Source organism: Streptomyces sp. NPDC007095 (genome assembly GCF_040634475.1).
GTDB lineage: Bacteria > Actinomycetota > Actinomycetes > Streptomycetales > Streptomycetaceae > Streptomyces.
On the sequence record NZ_JBEYFS010000037.1, the window covers coordinates 47,519 to 64,014 of the forward strand.

A 16,496-nucleotide genomic window follows, 5' to 3' on the forward strand; every position below is an offset into this window, starting at 1 on the left:
GAGTAAGAGATGTGTGAGAGCTGAGAAAGTAGGGTCCGGAATCAATATTCCGTAAGACAGCTGATTCCTAAGGTCCGGAGGGGCTATTGCCAGGAAACCCCTGTTGGGTGGGGTGGTGAGGGCATGAGTCGGCCGGGCTTACGGGCGGGAGTGTTCCTTTGTCCTGCCTTTGGGCGCGCTGTGACCTTTCTTTGAGGCCCCGTCGCGTGGCGACTTCGAGACCCCGGCGTACGGACCCGCGAACTTCTTTTGTACGGTCCCGGGATGCGCGATTCTTCTCCCGTCCCCCCGCGTGCCGCTCAGCTGTCCCGCCGTGCCGCCCTCGGCCTCGTCGCGGCCGTCCCGCTGGCCGCGGCCTCCCCGGCGTCGGCCGCCACGCCCGTGATCGGCGGTGAGCGGCTCGCCCGCGCCGGCGTCCAGGTGCGCGGCGCCTCGGGGCTGCCCAAGCGGCTCACCGCCCGCTCCTGGCTCGTCGCCGACCACGAGAGCGGCGAGGTGCTCGCCTCGTACCACGCGCACACGCACCTGGCGCCCGCCTCCACGCTGAAGATGCTCTTCGCGGACACCGTGCTGAAGAACTTCGAGCGGACCGAGCGCCACAGGGTGACCGACGCCGACCTCGCCGACATCCCCTCGGGCTCCAGCATGGTCGGCGTCAAGCCCGGCATAACCTACACCGTCGAGCAGTTGTGGCTCGGCGTCTTCCTGCGCTCCGGCAACGACGCGGTGCACGTCCTCAGCCACATGAACGGCGGCCTCGCCAGGACGGTCTCCCAGATGCAGGCCAAGGCCCAGGACCTGCAGGCCCTGGACACCCACGTGGTCAGCCCCGACGGCTTCGACCACAAGGGGCAGGTGTCGTCCGCGTACGACCTGACGCTCTTCGCCCGCCACGGCCTCGCCGACGCCGACTTCCGCGCCTACTGCCACACGAAGACCGCGAACTTCCCGGCGGGCGGCAAGAAGACCTTCCAGATCCAGAACACCGACCGCCTGCTGACGGGTGCGTGGGGTGTGCCGACGTACGACGGACTCATCGGCGTGAAGAACGGCTACACCAGCAACGCCGGCAACACCTTCACCGGCGCCGCGACCCGCGGCGGGCGGACCCTCCTCGTCACCGTGATGCACCCCAAGAGCGGCGGCAGCGGCGTCTACGAGGAGACGGCCGCGCTGCTCGACTGGGGGTTCAAGGAGGGCGCGAAGGCCCAGTCCGTGGGCGCCCTCGTCGATCCGCTCAGCGAGGGCGGCGCCTCCGCGACCCCCACCCGGAAGGCGGCGAAGGCGGCGGCAGGAGCGTCCGCGACGGTCGCGGGCGACGGCTCGTCGTCGTGGGGGCTGGTCGGCGGGGCCGGGGGAGCGGTCGCGCTGCTCGCGGGTGGGGCGTACGCGTGGCGCAGGCGGCGGAGTGCGGCGGGGGACGAGGCCCTGGAAGAACCTCAGGACGGTCAGAACCAGCGGGGCCGGCGGGGTCGGCAGCAGGGCTGACCGTGGCGGCCCTTGGCGGCCGGTCGTTGTTGGGGCAGCCGTTCCGAGGCCCGGAGCTCACCTCGCGGTCCCGCGCGAGGTCCGCCCCCACCCGGGCCGCGGAACGGCTGCCACCACCCCCCTCGGTGTGGACCGTGGTCGTACCGAAGTCCTCCACTCCAAGTGTGAAGCTCTGGTGGAGAAGTCACGAGCATAAGCCCGCCACCGGCCCGAACGGTACGGAGATTCAGCTTCCGTTTGTGTAGGTTGAGCCGTTGACGAGCCGTCCGCAGCCCGTCAGCCGCGCCCGACATACGGCATCGCGGTGGCCAGTACCGTCGCGAACTGCACATTCGCCTCCAACGGCAGCTCCGCCATGTGCCGCACCGTGCGCGCCACGTCCGCCACGTCCATCACCGGCTCGGCCACGGTTTCCCCGTTCGCCTGCAGCACTCCGGTCTGCATGCGCGCGGTCATGTCGCTCGCCGCGTTGCCGATGTCGATCTGACCGCAGGCGATCCGGTACGGACGCCCGTCCAGGGACAGCGACTTGGTCAGCCCCGTCAGCGCGTGCTTGGTCGCCGTGTACGCCACCGACAGCGGGCGGGGCGTGTGCGCCGAGATCGAGCCATTGTTGATGATCCGGCCGCCCTGCGGGTCCTGCTCCTTCATCTGCCGGTACGCGGCCTGCGCGCACAGGAAAGCGCCGTTGAGGTTCGTGTTCACGACGTGCAGCCATGCCTCGTAGGGCAGTTCCTCGACCGGGACGCCGCCGGGCCCGAACGTTCCCGCGTTGTTGAAGAGCAGGTCCAGCCGTCCGAAGCGCTCGCGCGTCGCGTCGAACAGGGCCGCCACGTCGTCGGGACGCGAGACGTCGGTGCGTACGACGAGGGAGGGCGCCTCCAGGGCGAGGGCCGCCGTCTCCTCCAGCGTCTCCGGCTTGCGTCCGGCGAGCGCCACCGACCAGCCGGTGCGCAGCAGTTCGACGGCCACCGCGCGGCCGATGCCGGAGCCCGCGCCGGTCACCACCGCGATCTTCGCCTGCGAGGCGGGCAGGGCGTTCGAGTCGTTGAGGGCATTCATGGGCCCGCAGCGTAATCAGGAGGGGCGGCCGTGCGGTGTCGGCGTCCTGGTCGGACCGTCCTGGTCAGACCGTCCTAGTCGGTCTCTCCGGGGTAGCGGACGCCGATCTGGGCGCGGATCGTGTCGAGCGTCCGCATCACGGCGAGGCTGCCGTCGAGGGGGACGAGCCGGGACTCCTTCTCGTCGGCCCGCAGGGCGCGCATCACCTCGGCTGCCTCGTGCTTGAGGCTGGTGCGCGGGCCGTGCGCCGGGTCGGCCGTGAACTCCTCGGGGTCGCGGCCGTCGCGGTGCAGCACGAGCCGGTCCGGGAAGAAGAAGCCGCCCGGGATGTCGATGCGGCCCTGGGAGCCGGTGACGGAGGCCGAGACGGGGGTGCCACCGTTGACGGAGCAGTGCACCGAAGCGAGAGCGCCGCTCTCCCAGGTGAGCAGTGCTCCGGTCTGGAGATCGACGCCCTCGTCGGAGAGCACCGCTCTCGCGGTGATGCCCGAGGGCTCCCCGAGCAACAACTGTGCGAACGACACCGGATAGACGCCGAGATCGAGCAGCGCGCCACCGCCCTGCGCGGGGTCCCGCAGCCGGTGTGAGGGCGGGAACGGGCCATTTATCCCGAAGTCGGCCTGAATAGTGCGGACTTCACCGATCACACCGTCGTCGACGAGGCCCTTGAGCCGCCGGACCAGCGGATTGCAGTACATCCACATGGCCTCCATCAGGAAGCGGTCGTGCTCCTTGGCGAGCGCGACCAGTTCCTCCGCCTCGCGCCCGTTCAGCGTGAACGCCTTCTCGCACAGCACATGGCGCCCCGCCTCCAGGCACATCCCGGCGGCGGCCCGGTGCGCCGAGTGCGGAGTGGCGACGTACACGACGTCGACGTCCTCGTCCGCCGCGAGCGAGGCCCAGTCCCCGTACGCCCTGGGAATCCCGAACCGCTCGGCGAACGCCTTCGCCGAGGCGTCCGTCCGCGACGCCACGGCCACGACCTCGGCGTCCGGCATGTCCACCAGATCCGCCGTGAAGGCCGCCGCGATCCCGCCGGTCGCCAGAATCCCCCACCGCACCCGCTCGCCCGTGCCCGTCATTCCCGGCCCTTCGCTCTGCCACTCGCTCAGCCACTTGACGTTCTGTGACCCCGAACACTCCGTTCGAACTGAGAGCATAGGTGGCGGATTACTCGAAGAGGGAGGGGCTCATGCCCGAGCGCGGGCACACCAGACGGGACCCGAAGGGCCCACAGGCCCCGGAGGGGCACATACCGAACACGGCGGTGGCCGACGCACCGGCGACACCCGACGCACCGGCGACACCCGACGCACCGGCGGCGCTCGAAGCGCCGGACCCCGGTGCCCTCCGCCGCACCGGCCTTCTCGTCACCCTGATCCTCGGCGGACTCACCGCCACGCCCCCGCTGTCGATGGACATGTACCTCCCGGCGCTGCCGGAGGTCACCCGCTCCCTGCACGCACCCGCCGCCACCGTCCAGCTCACGCTGACCGCCTGCCTCGCGGGGATGGCGCTCGGCCAGCTCGTCGTCGGACCGATGAGCGACAAGTGGGGCCGCAGACGCCCGCTCCTCGTCGGCCTCGTCGTCTACGTCCTCGCCACCGCCTTGTGCGCCCTCGCCCCGAACGTCGAACTCCTCGTCGCCTTCCGCCTCGCCCAGGGCCTCGCGGGCGCGGCCGGCATCGTGATCGCGCGAGCCGTCGTACGCGACCTGTACGACGGCATGGCGATGGCCCGCTTCTTCTCCACCCTCATGCTGATCTCCGGTGTCGCCCCCGTCGTCGCGCCCCTCATCGGCGGCCAGATCCTGCGCGCCACCGACTGGCGGGGCGTGTTCGTCCTCCTCACGGCGGTCGGCATCGCACTCACCGCGCTCGTCTGGAGGAGGCTCCCCGAGACCCTCCAGCCCGCACAGCGTCACGGCGGCGGCGTCGGTGAGGCGCTGCGCGCCATGCGCGGACTGCTCGCCGACCGCGTCTTCACCGGCTACACCCTGGCGGGCGGCTTCGCCTTCGCGGCACTGTTCGCGTACATAAGTGCCTCTCCTTTCGTGATCCAGGAGATCTACGGCGCGTCCCCGCAGACCTTCAGCCTGCTCTTCGGGATCAACTCCGTCGGCCTGGTGATCGTCGGCCAGATCAACGGCAAGATCCTCGTCGGCCGGGTCAGCCTCGACAAGGTTCTCGCCGTCGGCCTCGGCCTCATCACCCTCGCCGCGACGGCGCTGCTGCTGCTCTCCACGGGCGTCTTCGGCAAGGCGGGCCTCGTCCCGGTGGCCGCGGCCCTCTTCGTCCTCATGTCCGCCATGGGCCTCGCCATGCCCAACACCCAGGCGCTGGCCCTGATGCGGGTACGGCACGCGGCCGGCTCCGCGTCCGCGCTGCTCGGCACCTCCTCCTTCCTCATCGGCGCGATCGCCTCCCCGCTCGTCGGCATCGCCGGGGAGCACACCGCGGTCCCGATGGCCGTCGTCCAACTGGCGGCGGTCCTGGTGGCCATCGCCTTCTTCGTGGGACTGTGCCGTCCCTGGCAGACGGGACACACTGTGGACGGAAAGGCGGCGGGCAGCTGAGCGCACCGAGACTGCGCGCGGACACCCCGGAACGGGCCGGACTCGACCCGACGGAACTGCGCCACCTCGTACGGGACGTCCGCACCCTCACCCGTGGGCCGCGCCCCTGGGCGGCGGGCGTCGTGCTGGTCGCAGGCCGCGGCCCGGTCATCGCCGTCGAGGAGGCGGCGGGCTGGGCTGTGCGCTACTCCTCGTACGACGAGAAGACCGACACCGGGGTCGAACTGCCGCCCGGGGATCGGCGGCCGATGACCGTCCACACCCCCTTCGACCTGGCCTCCCTCACCAAGCTGTTCACGGCGGTCGCCGCGGTGCAGCAGCTGGAGCGGGGCACGCTGGGGATCGACGCGCGGGTGGGGGCGTATCTGCCGGACTTCCGGGCGGCCTCGGCCCACGACATCACCGTACGACAGCTGCTCATGCACACCTCCGGGCTGCGCCCCGAACTCCCGCTGTACGACTGCCCGGACGACGCGGCGCGTCTGGCCCTGCTGCGGGCCGAGGCCCCCTCGTCCCAGCCGGGCGAGTACGCGTACTCCGACCTGAACCTGCTGCTCCTCCAACACGTCCTGGAACGGATCACCGGCCGTACGCTCGACGTCCTCGTCCGCGACGGGATCACCCGGCCGCTGGGGATGACCGCCACGTCCTTCGGGCCGTGCGCGGGGGCGGCGGCGACCGAGGACCAGCGGCGGCCGTGGGCCAAGGCGGACCGGGGGATGCTGCGGGGGGTCGTGCACGACGAGAACGCGTGGGCGCTCGGTGGGGTGGCCGGGCACGCGGGCCTCTTCTCCACGGCCCACGACCTCGCCGTCTTCTGCCGGACCCTTCTCGCGGGCGGCTCCTACGGCCCCGCCCGCATCCTCGGCCCCGACTTCGTCGAGCTGATGCTCACCCCGCCGGGCCTCGGCTTCGCCGTCGACCAGCCCTGGTTCATGGGTGCGCTCGCCGGGCGGGGCGCCGCGGGGCACACCGGTTTCACCGGTACGTCCCTTGTGCTGGACCCCGCGACGGACACGTTCCTGGTGCTCCTCGCGAACACGGTGCATCCCCGCCGCCGCCCACCGGACAGCGCGCCCCGGGCGGAGGCGGCGACGCGGCTGGCGCGGGCGGTACGGGGAGCGTGAGCCGGGGTTCTGTTCACTGCGGGTGCGTCGTGGCTGGTCGGTAGCCGTTGGACTGCGGCCCGGTGGGGGCTGGGCGCGCGGTTCCCCGCGCCCCTGGGCCGGGGCTGGGTTCCGGATCCCCGCCCGTCCCGTGCGCTTCGTCCGCAGGCCGGTGGGGGCTGGGCGCGCGGTTCCCCGCGCCCCTGAAGACCTCGGGTCGTCCGGCGTTCGAGGGCTGCGTCGCAGGCCGTACCCCCCGGCCCGCGTCCTTCAGCCCGTCCGGCGTTTGAGGACGAGGCCGTTCAGGCCGATGCGGGGGTCTGGGGGCGGAGCCCCCTGGGATGGGACGGGTAGGGGCGGAGGGGGCGAGGGAGCTGTTGCGGCGACCGTAGAATCGGCGGGTGAACGTCCCCGTACACCCCGCCGAGACACTGCGTACCGCCCTCGCCGGACTCCTCGACGGCCTCCCGCCGAAGGCGGCCACACAGGCGGTCGACCGGCTGATCGCGAACTACCGGGGAACGACCCCCACCCACACCCCGGTCCTCCGCGACCGCTCGGACGTGGTCGCGTACGCCGCCTACCGCATGCCGGCGACATTCGAGGCGGTGCGATCGGCGCTGGAGGCGTTCGCGGACACGGTCCCGCAGTGGACGCCGGCGAGCCACGTGGACGTCGGCGGCGGCACGGGCGCCGCGACCTGGGCGGTGAACGCGACCTGGGCGGGCGCCCGCCCCGTGACCGTGCTCGACTGGGCCGAGCCCGCCCTCGCACTGGGCCGCGAGATCGCCGCGGCGAACCCGGAGCTGAAGTCCGCCGAATGGCACCGCTCTCGTATCGGATCGGCGCTCACCATCGAGAGCACTGATCTCGTCACCGTCTCCTACGTCCTCGGCGAACTCACCGACGCCGACCGCGCCTCCGTCGTGACCGCCGCCGCGACCGCCGCCCAGGCCGTCGTGATCATCGAGCCCGGTACGCCCGACGGCTACGCGCGCGTCATCGAGGCGCGGGAGCGACTGATCGCCGCCGGGTTCCACGTCGCGGCCCCCTGCCCGCACAGCGTGGCCTGCCCGATCGTCCCCGGCGAGGACTGGTGTCACTTCTCCGCCCGGGTCGCGCGCTCCTCCCTGCACCGTCAGGTCAAGGGCGGCTCCCTGCCCTACGAGGACGAGAAGTTCAGCTATGTCGCGGCCACCCGTCTCCCGTCGGCCCCGGCCCCCTCCCGCGTCGTACGCAAGCCGCAGATCCGCAAGGGCCAGGTACTCCTGGACCTGTGCGGACCCGACGAGGCCCTGCACCGCGAGACGGTGACCAAGCGTCACGGGCCGCTGTACCGGGCGGCCCGTGACGCGGACTGGGGCGACGCCTGGCCACCGCCGCCCACGGAGGACTAGCAGCCGGGACTCAGCACCTCAGCTCCTCCGCTCCTCAGCTCCTCCGCTCCTCAGCTCCTCAGCTCCTCCGCTCCTCAGCTCCTCCGCTCCTCAGCACCGCAGCTCCTGTGTGCAGCACTTCACGCTGCCGCCGCCCTTGAGGAGTTCGCTCAGATCGATGCCGACGGGCTCGAAGCCACGCTCGCGCAGCGGACCGAGGAGCCCCGTCGCGGCCTGCGGCAGCAGCACATGCAGGCCGTCCGAGACCGCGTTGAGGCCCAACGCGGCTGCATCCTCGGCACCGGCGATCAGCGCGTCGGGGAACAGCCGCCGCAGCACCTCCCGGCTGCCGGGGGAGAAGGCGGGCGGGTAGTACATGATTTCGTCCGTCGTGTCGTCGAGGACGGCGAGGGCGGTGTCGAGGTGGTAGTAGCGGGGGTCGACCAGGTCGAGCCCGATCACCGGTCGCGCGAAGAACTCCTGGGCTTCGCCGTGCGAGAGAGGGCTCGCGCGAAAGCCGCGGCCGGCGAGCACGTAGGAGGCGGTGACCGCGAAGTCGCCCTCGCCCTCGTTGACGTGGACCGGCTCGTGGACGTGCGGGAAGCCGTGCGCGCGGAACCACTCCAGGTGGGCAGCCGCCTCCGGTTCGCGCTCCCGGTGCGCGAACCGGGCGCCAAGCACCCGGCCGTCGACGACCGTCGCCCCGTTCGCGGCGTAGACCATGTCCGGCAGGCCGGGGCGAGGGGTGAGTTCCTCGACCGTGTGGCCGAGCGCGCGGTAACGGCCGCGCAGGTCCTCCCACTGGGCGACGGCGAGCGGCACGTCGACCGGCTTGGCGGGGTTCATCCACGGGTTGATGGCGTAGGTGACGTCGAAGTGTGCGGGTGGGCACATCAGATAGCGCCGGGGTGTGGCGCGGCGGGGAGGCTGCAAGGAGGGCTCCTCACGTACCGCAGGGGCAGGTGATGCCCATGGTGCGGTCCGCGGGGCCCGTCGGCCCGCTGGCGAACGGGTGGACTTCGCAGGGCCACGACGGTTCTCGCCCCGCCGTCCCTACCCGTCCCGTCCCTGGGGCTACGCCCCCGGACCCCCCGATCGGCGTGAACGGCCTCGTCCTCGAACGCCGGACGGGCTGAAAGATGCGCGCCGGCGCTCTCAAGGGGCGCGGGGAACCGCGCGACCAGCCCCCACCGGCCCGCAGCCGGTCACGAGACGCCCCGTCTTGTCCACCTGTTAAATTCGCCCCATGGCCCACACGCCCCGCCCCTCCGCCGACCCCACCCCCGGCGAACCCGCCCTCGCCAGACCCGCCCCCGACTCCACCCGCCGCAGCGAGAAGTCCCGGCGTGCGATCTTCGACGCCGCCCTCGCCCTCGTCGGCGAGGTCGGCTACCCCAAGACCACGATCGAGGGCATCGCCGCCCGCGCTGGCGTCGGCAAGCAGACGATCTACCGGTGGTGGTCGTCGAAGGCCGCGGTGCTCCTGGACGCCTTCATGGACCTCGGCGAGCGGACCGCCCGCGAGGCGGGCCAGGAGTCGTACGACATCCCCGACACCGGCGACCTGGCGGCCGACCTCAAGCAGGTCCTGCGCGCCACCGTCGACGAACTGCTGGACCCCAGGTTCGAGATCCCCGCCCGCGCCCTGGCCGCCGAAGGCCTCGTCAACGAACCGCTCGGCGCCGAGTTCGTGGCGGGGCTCCTCGAACCCCAGCTCCAGCTCTACGTGAAGCGGCTGCGGTCCGCCCAGGACAAGGGCGACCTGCGGCCCGACATCGACCCCCGCATCGCCCTGGAACTCTTCGTCTCCCCGCTCGCGCAGCGCTGGCTCCAGCACACCGGCCCCATCTCGTACGCGTATACGGACACCCTCGTCGACTACGCGCTGTACGGCCTCGTTCCACGGGGATGAATCATGCCAAAGCGCCCCGGATGGGGGGCTCTGTCCATCCGGGGCGCAGGAGGGTGGGACCATAGAGGTAGTTGAAGGCGTTTGTCAGCACGATCCATCGACGTAATCGACGTGAACGTGCTGGACGTGGAAGCCGCGACACGACCGCTGTCGGCACAACTGCTTGGCGAGGGGATTGATGAGCGCAGAGTTCGGCCGCCGCTCCGGCGCGCAGGGCAGGATCTCCCAGTGGCTGCGTGGTCGCCGTCCGAAGGGTGCGACGGAGATCGCTGCCGACGGCGGGCGCGAGGCCCTGCTGATCGCCGCTGCCGCCGCGGGGCTGCCGCTCGCGCAGGCCGCGTATCCCTCCGGCTACCGGTGTTCCTGTGACCGCGTCGGCTGTCCCACCCCCGCGCGCCATCCCGTCTCCTTCGCCTGGCAGACCCAGTCCACGACCGACCGTGCCCAGATCGAGCGATGGGTCCGCCACCAGCCGCAGGCCAACTTCATTACCGCGACCGGCATGGTGCACGACGTCCTCGACGTGCCCGTCGACGCGGGCCGCGAGGCGCTGGAGCGGCTGCTCGCCGCCGGTGTGGAGGTGGGGCCCGTCGCGCAGAGCGGCGACGGCCGCATGTTCTTCTTCACCCTCACCCGCGGTACACCCGAGGACGAGGACGAGTGGTGGCCGTGCGAGCTGGACTCGCACCCCGAGACGACGGACGAGCACCCCGGTCTGCGCTGGCACTGCCGCGGCTCGTACGTCCTCGTGCCGCCGGCCCAGCTCCCCGGCGGCCTGACGGTCGACTGGGTACGAGGCCCGGAACACCCACTCCCCGACCCCCTGAGCCTGCTTGAGGCACTGACGGACGCCTGCGCCCGTTACGCGGGCGAGAACGAGTCGGACGACCAGCTGGCAGCCTGGCCCCACCGCAACTAGCCGACAGGAGCCGCCGGGGCCGGGCCGGTTACCCGCCCTTCGCCCCCGTCAGCCCCTCGATCCGCCCCAGCACCGCCACCTGTTGTTTCTGCGCGCTCTTCCCGGGGTCCAGGACCGCCTGGTTGGAGACGAACTCCAGGGTGAGGGACTGCTTGATGTCACCGGTGGTCAGGGCCTTGACGTCCGCGCTGAGGGCCGGGATCTCGGTGCCCTGCGCGGCGGTCTGCTTCTCGTAGCGGCGGGTGGTGAAGAAGACCAGCGCGCCGCCGTCCGTGGTGCGCAGCCCCACCGGGGCGTAGTCGCCGGAGGTCAGCGGCTCGTCGATGTACTGCCGGGCGAGACCGGGCTTGGTGGCGTTCTTGGCACGCTGGGTCCGCCACTGCGAGGTGTGGAGGCCCGGTGCGAAGGTGTCGCCGCCGCTCTTCAGATATGTGGTGTACGACTGGCTCAGCTTCTCCGGTTCGACGGCGAGAGCCGTGTCGTCCCCGGTGACGGGCTGCGCCCAACCGTCCTTGTCCTGCTGGAACTTCGGTACGTCGGTGGCGGCGAGGACGGTCAGATACGAGGCCTGCCACACGTCGTCGGCGCTGCCCCGGGTGAAGACGAGCAGCCAACGGTAGCCCGCCACGCCCTTGTTGGCCGCGGCGTCGGCCACGAACCAGCGCGGCCAGCCCGCCTTCGCCGGTATCGAGAACTTCGCGTCGGTCAGCGACAGCGGCGAATAGGCCGGGTTGCCGCCCGGATTGTTCTTCTGCCCGGCCGTCAGCTTCGCGCCGTCGATGGCGCCGAGGGCGCCGGTGACGTGGTCCGTGTCCAGGGAGCTGTCGTTCGCCTTGTCCGCCTTGTTGTAGGCGGCGGTGAAGTCCTTGAGCGCACGGGCGGCCTCGGTCCGGGTCGCCGTCGGTACGACCTCCCGCTCCCCGTGCACCACCACGCAGCCGCTCGCCGTCAAGGACAGAACGGTCACCGCCCCTGTTGCCAGGGCGAACCGGTTGAGACTACGAAGCCTTCGTGGGCTGCGACCCGCGCGATCCCTGCTCATCAGGTGCCTTCACCTTCCCCTTCCCGGAGGCGAACCCTACCGGGGCGAGGAAGATCGCGAGTGTCGGGACCAGGTACAGCGCCCACACCGTGACCTGAAGGACCGTCGGGTCGGGCTGGAAGTTCAACACGCCCTTGAGAAGCGTGCCGTACCAGCTGTCCGGCGGGATAGTGCTGCTGATGTCGAAGGCGAGATTCCGCAGCCCCGGGATCCAGTCGGCCTCCTGCAGGTCGTGGACGCCGTACGCGAGCACACCCGCCGCGACCACGACCAGCATGCCGCCGGTCCAGGTGAAGAACTTCGCGAGGTTGATCTTCAGGGCGCCCCGGTAGAAGAGCCAGCCGAGGAGGACCGCGGTGGCCAGGCCTAGGGCGACACCGATCAGCGGGCGCGGGGTGCCGTCGCTCGCCGCGTGCACCGACGCCCACACGAACAGCGCCGTCTCCAGGCCCTCCCGGCCGACGGCCAGGAACGCGGTCGCGACCAGCGCGCCCGTGCCCATCGCCAGTGCCGCGTCCAGCCTGCCGTGCAGTTCGGACTTCAGATGCCGGGCGGTGCGCCGCATCCAGAAGACCATCCACGTCACCAGGCCGACCGCGACGATCGACAGCGAACCGCCGAGCGCCTCCTGCGCTTCGAACGTCAGCTCCTGGGAGCCGAACTCGAGCGCGCAGCCGAAGCCGAGGGCGAGCGCGATCGCGACGCCGATGCCCATCCAGATGGGCTTCAGGGCGTCCTTGCGGTCGGTCTTCACCAGGTAGGCGATGAGGATGCAGACGACGAGACTGGCTTCCAGCCCCTCGCGCAGACCGATCAGATAGTTGCCGAACACGGGCTATGCCTCCTTGGAGAACAGCGCGCGCCCCCACCAGTCGTCCTTGTCGCGGACGCCGGGCGGGACGGCGAAGACCGCCGAACTCACGTGCTGGATGTACTCGTTGAGCGCGTCGGAGCGCGCGAGGCTGCGCTGCACCGGGATGAACCCCTTGCGCACGTCACGCTGGTAGGCGAGGAAGAACAGTCCCGCCTCCAGCCGGCCGAGGCCGTCCGTGCCGTCCGTGAAGGAGTAGCCGCGGCGCAGCAGGGTGATCCCGTCGTTGGAGTCGGGATGCGCGAGCCGGACGTGCGCGTCGGGCTTCATCGCCTTCAGGAACGGCTCGTCGCGCTCCTTGGCCTTGCCGACCGGCGCACCCTCGCCCTTGTCCCGGCCGAAGACGTCCTCCTGCTCCTGCAGCGAGGTCCGGTCCCAGGTCTCGATGTTCATCCGGATACGGCGCGCCACGAGGTACGAGCCGCCGGTCATCCAGGCCGGACCCTCGCCCTCGCCCACCCACACGAACTTCTTCAGCCGGTCCGGCTCGGTGCCCGCGATGTTGCGGGTGCCGTCCTTGAACCCCATGAGGTTGCGGGGGGTCTGGGCGTCGGGGGTCGTCGAGGAGGTCTTGCCGAAGCCGAGCTGCGACCAGCGGACGGCGACCTTGCCGAAGCCGATCCGGGCCAGGTTGCGGATCGCGTGCACCGCGACCTGCGGGTCGTCCGCACAGGCCTGGACGCACAGGTCGCCGTCGCTGCGCGACTTCTCCAGGTTGTCACCGGGGAACGCCGGCAGGTCGACGAGGGCCTCCGGCCGCTGCCCCGTCAGCCCGAACTTCTCGAACAGCGAGGGCCCGAAGCCGATGGTCAGCGTCAGCCGGGACGGCTTGAGGCCCAGGGCCTCGCCGGTGTCGTCCGGCGGGGCCTCGGCCAGTCCGCCGTACGCGCCCTCGCCGACCGCGTGCCCCTCGGTCATCCGGCGCGCGGCGGCCGTCCAGTCCTTCAGCATCTGGACGAACTCGGCGCGGTCGTCCGTCTTCACGTCGAACGAGGCGAAGTGCAGCCGGTCCTGCACCGGTGTCGCGATGCCCGCCTGGTGCGCGCCGTGGAAGGCGACGGCGGCGCCGGTCTCGGCACCCGCCGGCTCCACGTCGTTGCCGGTACGGGTCATCGCCACCGCGCCGCCGGCCGCGGCGGCCCCGAGCGCGAGCCCGGCACCGCCCCAGCCGATCAGTGAACGCCGGGAGGGCGTGGGCCCGTCGGTGGCTTCCGTGGTGTCCGTGGTGTCTGTCGTCATGATGCGCTCCGCCTACTTCACAACAGCCGCGGCGAGCTTGGACAGGGGCTCGGCGAGCGCGTTGACCGCGTCCGAGAGCTCCTTGCGCTGCTCCTTGGTGACCTTGTCGTACGACACGAAGCCGTTCTGCGTCTTCTCCTGCGGATCGTTCGTGCGGTACTTGTCCAGCAGCGTGTTCAGCGCCGTGAACTGCTTGTCGAGCTCGGTGGTCAGCGCCCTGTCGTTCTGCTGCGCGACCGGCTTGAGCAGCTCGTACGACTTCTGTGCGCCCTCGACGTTGCCCTTGAAGTCGCTGAGGTCGGTGTGCGAGTAACGGTCCTCCTCGCCGGTGACCTTGCCGGTGGCGACCTCGTCGAGGAGTTCCTTGGCGCCGTTGGCCATGGAGGTCGGGGTGATCTCGGCCTCGCCGACCCGCTTCTGCCAGTCCTTCAGGTCGGTGACCAGCTCATCGGCGAGGGTCTTCTGCTCGGCACCGATCTTCTTGTCCTGCCAGAGGGCCTTCTCCAGAGCGTGCCAGCCGGTCCACTTCTGGCCCTTCTCCAGGTCGTTGACGCGGGTGTCGGTCTTGGGGTCGATGTCCCCGAAGGACTCGGCGATCGGCTCGGTGCTCTCCCAGCCGAAGCGGGAGGGGGCGTAGGCCTGCTTGGCGGCCTCGATGTCGCCGGCCTTGATGGCGTCGGCGAACGTCTCCACCTTCGGGATCGTCGCGTCGGCCTGTTCCTGCGCGTACTCGCGGTAGGCGGCCACGGCCTTGTCGAGACGCGGGTCGCGCTCGGCGACCGTGCCACCGGTCACGGTGAGCTTCTGGCGGACGCCGAGGCCCTTCATGCCGGGGCGGCAGGCTATCTCGTACGAACCGGCCTTGACCTCGGCGGTCAGCGTGTACTTGGTGCCCGGGCCGATGTTCTCCTTCTCGGAGACGATCCGGTCGTCCGGGAAGAGGATCTCGACCTCGGTGGCCTTCGAGCCCTTGTTCTCGATGTTCAGGGTGACCTGGCCGGCCGGGACGGACTTCGAGGAGGTCTCGCACTTGGAGTCGGCGGCGGTCACCTGAATCGCGTCGCCGGACCCGGCGTCGCTCTTCTCGGTGCAGCCCGTGACGGCGGCCAGAGCGGCCGCGGTCGCGGCGGCGGTGACAACTGAGAGTCGGACGGCTCGCATTCAGGCTCCAAGACAACGACGGACAGACCAGGCGGAAGATCCCCGCTGGCATGGTGAGGCTGGCCTAACTTACCTGAGGCTTACCTCACTACTACCCACCCCTACGGTGATTCAGCTCTCATGGCTGACGCACGGGCACGGCCTGATCACGGTGGCCAAAAGTAAACGCCATGGAATGGTCAAGTGTTGGTCAAACGCCCTGTCGGGGGTGATGTGGTCGCCTCTGGCGATGGCGTGGTCACCCTGGCCAACGCGGGGGTCTGGGGGGCGGAGCTGCGGTCTGAGCTGCGACGCGGCCGACACCGGGCTGGACCCCGTGAACCGGCGGCCGGGCGAACGAGGGAACCCAACCGTCAGGCAGAGGTGGAGATTCGGACAGCAGTGGCTCGGGCGGGTTCCTCCGTCACGTCGGGCACCACGGGTGGCACGGGGGAGCGGGTGCGGGAGGGCGCGTGAGCTGCGTCCCTTCCGCGCGCCGGCCGCCCTGTTCGTGGTTGCCCCGCCTTCCGGGTGTCGGATCCGGACGCGGCTACGCGTGCCGCCCGCGGATGCGGCGGTGCTGCGGGCAGCGGGGGAGCATCTGGGGGCGCCGGCCGGTGCGGACCTTGCGGTCCGTGTGCGTATCGGGAGCGCGCCCGCCGTCTCCGCCCGTCGGGCGGAGCGCAAGAAGGCACTGACCGCGCAGTCGTCGTCGCGGTGGGGCAGGGGCGATCACTCGCACATCGAGGACCAGTATCAGCTGGGCAGGCGGGCGTTGAACGCCCGAATCGGGTCTGGGCCGTACGGAGCCGACAGCTCCGGCCAGGACGATGCACAGCACCACACTCATGGTGCGTCAGACGCGAACGCGCCCGCCCGGAAAGCACCCGCCCCACGGCGCCACCACCGTTCGGGGCCCAGCGTTCCAGACCGGCAACTCGCCCTGTTCGGGATGTGTGATGGGCCGACACCGGCCGATTAACATAGGAACGGTGACTGATTTCGACGTACTGCGCGTCTTCTGCGGGCCCGGTGGTGAACACGGCAACGAGCTCGGTGTGGTGCGCGAGGGTTCGGTGATGCCGGATCCGGAGGAGCGGCAGGCGTTCGCCGCGAAGCTCGGGTTCAGCGAGACCGTGTTCGTCGACGACCCCGAGCGCGGGATCGTCGACATCTACACACCGACCCTGCGGCTGCCGTTCGCCGGGCATCCCTGTGTCGGGGTGGGATGGCTGCTCGACATCCCCGAACTGGTCACGCCCGCCGGGGTCGTGGGGGTGCGGCTGGACGGGGAGTTCAGCTGGATCGAGGCGCGGGCGGAGTGGGCGCCGGGGCGTACGTTGCGGCAGTACGGGACCGCCGATGAGGTCGACGCGCTGGCCGTGCCGGAGCCGGGGGAGTGGGTGTACGCCTGGGCCTGGGAGGACGAGCTGGCCGGGCGCGTGCGGGCCCGAGGCTTTCCCGGGCGGGACGACGGGATCGTGGAGGACGAGGCGACGGGGGCGGCGGCGCTGCTGCTCACCGACCGGCTGGGCCGGGCCCTGAACATCGTCCAGGGCGCCGGCTCCCAGATCCTCACCGCGCCGCAGCCGGGTGGGTGGGTGGAGGTAGGGGGCCGCGTACGACTGCTCCGGACCTGAACGCACCCAGGTGCGGTTGTCGCCCGCGGGGCGGTGGGCGCGGGTCGCGCAGTTCGCCGCGCCCCTGAGGCGGGGGCTTCGCCCCGCAATACCCCCTCCGCCCGATTCGTTTGTCTGTGGGTGGGT

Annotated in this window: 14 protein-coding genes; 7 read left to right on the plus strand and 7 right to left on the minus strand. The window is 71.2% G+C overall.

What is annotated here, in order from left to right; translation table 11 throughout:
• Window positions 1-264: 264 nt before the first annotated feature.
• Window positions 265-1,488, plus strand: coding sequence for a D-alanyl-D-alanine carboxypeptidase (locus ABZ656_RS15380; RefSeq protein ID WP_360268180.1), 1,224 nt, complete (start codon window positions 265-267; stop codon window positions 1,486-1,488).
• A gap of 276 nt (window positions 1,489-1,764) precedes the next feature.
• Here the strand turns inward: ABZ656_RS15380 and ABZ656_RS15385 are convergent, their stop codons facing one another.
• Both ABZ656_RS15385 and ABZ656_RS15390 read right to left on the minus strand, forming a co-directional pair.
• Window positions 1,765-2,550, minus strand: coding sequence for an SDR family oxidoreductase (locus tag ABZ656_RS15385; protein WP_360268183.1), 786 nt, complete (start codon window positions 2,548-2,550; stop codon window positions 1,765-1,767).
• Between the two features lie 74 nt (window positions 2,551-2,624).
• Entirely contained in the window at window positions 2,625-3,632 is a 1,008-nt protein-coding gene (locus ABZ656_RS15390) for a Gfo/Idh/MocA family oxidoreductase (protein WP_101405491.1), read from the minus strand.
• A 110-nt stretch (window positions 3,633-3,742) separates the two neighbouring features.
• Between ABZ656_RS15390 and ABZ656_RS15395 the strand changes: the two genes are divergently transcribed.
• The 3 genes from ABZ656_RS15395 to ABZ656_RS15405 all read left to right on the plus strand — a co-directional run bounded on the left by ABZ656_RS15395 (window position 3,743) and on the right by ABZ656_RS15405 (window position 7,628).
• Window positions 3,743-5,125 carry a multidrug effflux MFS transporter gene (locus tag ABZ656_RS15395; protein ID WP_360268186.1) on the plus strand — a complete coding sequence of 461 codons (1,383 nt, stop codon included), beginning with the start codon at window positions 3,743-3,745 and terminating at the stop codon, window positions 5,123-5,125.
• Entirely contained in the window at window positions 5,080-6,252 is a 1,173-nt protein-coding gene (locus ABZ656_RS15400) for a serine hydrolase domain-containing protein (protein WP_360268223.1), read from the plus strand. The genes ABZ656_RS15395 and ABZ656_RS15400 overlap by 46 nt, the downstream gene beginning before the upstream one ends.
• A 380-nt stretch (window positions 6,253-6,632) precedes the next feature.
• Window positions 6,633-7,628 (plus strand): small ribosomal subunit Rsm22 family protein, encoded by a 996-nt coding sequence (locus ABZ656_RS15405; RefSeq protein WP_360268189.1) that lies wholly within the window; start codon window positions 6,633-6,635, stop codon window positions 7,626-7,628.
• A 90-nt stretch (window positions 7,629-7,718) separates the two neighbouring features.
• On the opposite strand, the gene ddaH is transcribed toward ABZ656_RS15405, so the two are convergent.
• Window positions 7,719-8,540, minus strand: coding sequence for a dimethylargininase (ddaH, locus tag ABZ656_RS15410; protein WP_360268192.1), 822 nt, complete (start codon window positions 8,538-8,540; stop codon window positions 7,719-7,721).
• 313 nt (window positions 8,541-8,853) lie between these two features.
• On the opposite strand from ddaH, the gene ABZ656_RS15415 reads away from it, so the two are divergent.
• Together ABZ656_RS15415 and ABZ656_RS15420 are read left to right on the plus strand one after the other, a co-directional pair.
• The gene (locus ABZ656_RS15415; protein ID WP_360268195.1) at window positions 8,854-9,519 is read left to right on the plus strand and encodes a TetR/AcrR family transcriptional regulator; all 666 of its coding nucleotides are present in this window, start codon (window positions 8,854-8,856) and stop codon (window positions 9,517-9,519) included.
• A 178-nt stretch (window positions 9,520-9,697) separates the two neighbouring features.
• Window positions 9,698-10,438, plus strand: a complete 741-nt coding sequence (locus tag ABZ656_RS15420) for a bifunctional DNA primase/polymerase (RefSeq protein ID WP_360268198.1) — start codon at window positions 9,698-9,700, stop codon at window positions 10,436-10,438.
• A gap of 28 nt (window positions 10,439-10,466) precedes the next feature.
• On the opposite strand, the gene ABZ656_RS15425 is transcribed toward ABZ656_RS15420, so the two are convergent.
• The 4 genes from ABZ656_RS15425 to efeO are packed head-to-tail and all read right to left on the minus strand — an operon-like array spanning window position 10,467 to window position 14,751.
• Window positions 10,467-11,480 carry a hypothetical protein gene (locus tag ABZ656_RS15425; protein WP_360268201.1) on the minus strand — a complete coding sequence of 338 codons (1,014 nt, stop codon included), beginning with the start codon at window positions 11,478-11,480 and terminating at the stop codon, window positions 10,467-10,469.
• Entirely contained in the window at window positions 11,437-12,312 is an 876-nt protein-coding gene (gene efeU, locus ABZ656_RS15430; RefSeq protein WP_101405500.1) for an iron uptake transporter permease EfeU, read from the minus strand. Before efeU ends, ABZ656_RS15425 begins: the two co-directional genes overlap by 44 nt.
• A gap of 3 nt (window positions 12,313-12,315) precedes the next feature.
• Complete coding sequence (gene efeB / locus ABZ656_RS15435; RefSeq protein ID WP_101405501.1) at window positions 12,316-13,590, minus strand: iron uptake transporter deferrochelatase/peroxidase subunit; 1,275 nt, start codon at window positions 13,588-13,590, stop codon at window positions 12,316-12,318.
• Between the two features lie 12 nt (window positions 13,591-13,602).
• Entirely contained in the window at window positions 13,603-14,751 is a 1,149-nt protein-coding gene (gene efeO / locus ABZ656_RS15440; protein WP_360268206.1) for an iron uptake system protein EfeO, read from the minus strand.
• A gap of 971 nt (window positions 14,752-15,722) precedes the next feature.
• On the opposite strand from efeO, the gene ABZ656_RS15445 reads away from it, so the two are divergent.
• A complete protein-coding gene (locus tag ABZ656_RS15445; protein WP_101405503.1) occupies window positions 15,723-16,370 on the plus strand; it encodes a PhzF family phenazine biosynthesis protein in 648 nt (215 codons plus the stop codon).
• Window positions 16,371-16,496 lie beyond the last annotated feature (126 nt).

Bases quoted from the DNA above. Each gene is read 5' to 3' on its own strand.
- ABZ656_RS15395 (WP_360268186.1), top strand. From the start codon at position 3,743: ATGCCCGAGCGCGGGCACACCAGACGGGACCCGAAGGGCCCACAGGCC.
- ABZ656_RS15385 (WP_360268183.1), bottom strand. From the start codon at position 2,550: ATGAATGCCCTCAACGACTCGAACGCCCTGCCCGCCTCGCAGGCGAAG.
- efeB (WP_101405501.1), bottom strand. From the start codon at position 13,590: ATGACGACAGACACCACGGACACCACGGAAGCCACCGACGGGCCCACG.
- ABZ656_RS15425 (WP_360268201.1), bottom strand. From the start codon at position 11,480: ATGAGCAGGGATCGCGCGGGTCGCAGCCCACGAAGGCTTCGTAGTCTC.
- ABZ656_RS15380 (WP_360268180.1), top strand. From the start codon at position 265: ATGCGCGATTCTTCTCCCGTCCCCCCGCGTGCCGCTCAGCTGTCCCGC.
- ABZ656_RS15390 (WP_101405491.1), bottom strand. From the start codon at position 3,632: ATGACGGGCACGGGCGAGCGGGTGCGGTGGGGGATTCTGGCGACCGGC.
- ABZ656_RS15420 (WP_360268198.1), top strand. From the start codon at position 9,698: ATGAGCGCAGAGTTCGGCCGCCGCTCCGGCGCGCAGGGCAGGATCTCC.
- ABZ656_RS15415 (WP_360268195.1), top strand. From the start codon at position 8,854: ATGGCCCACACGCCCCGCCCCTCCGCCGACCCCACCCCCGGCGAACCC.
- efeO (WP_360268206.1), bottom strand. From the start codon at position 14,751: ATGCGAGCCGTCCGACTCTCAGTTGTCACCGCCGCCGCGACCGCGGCC.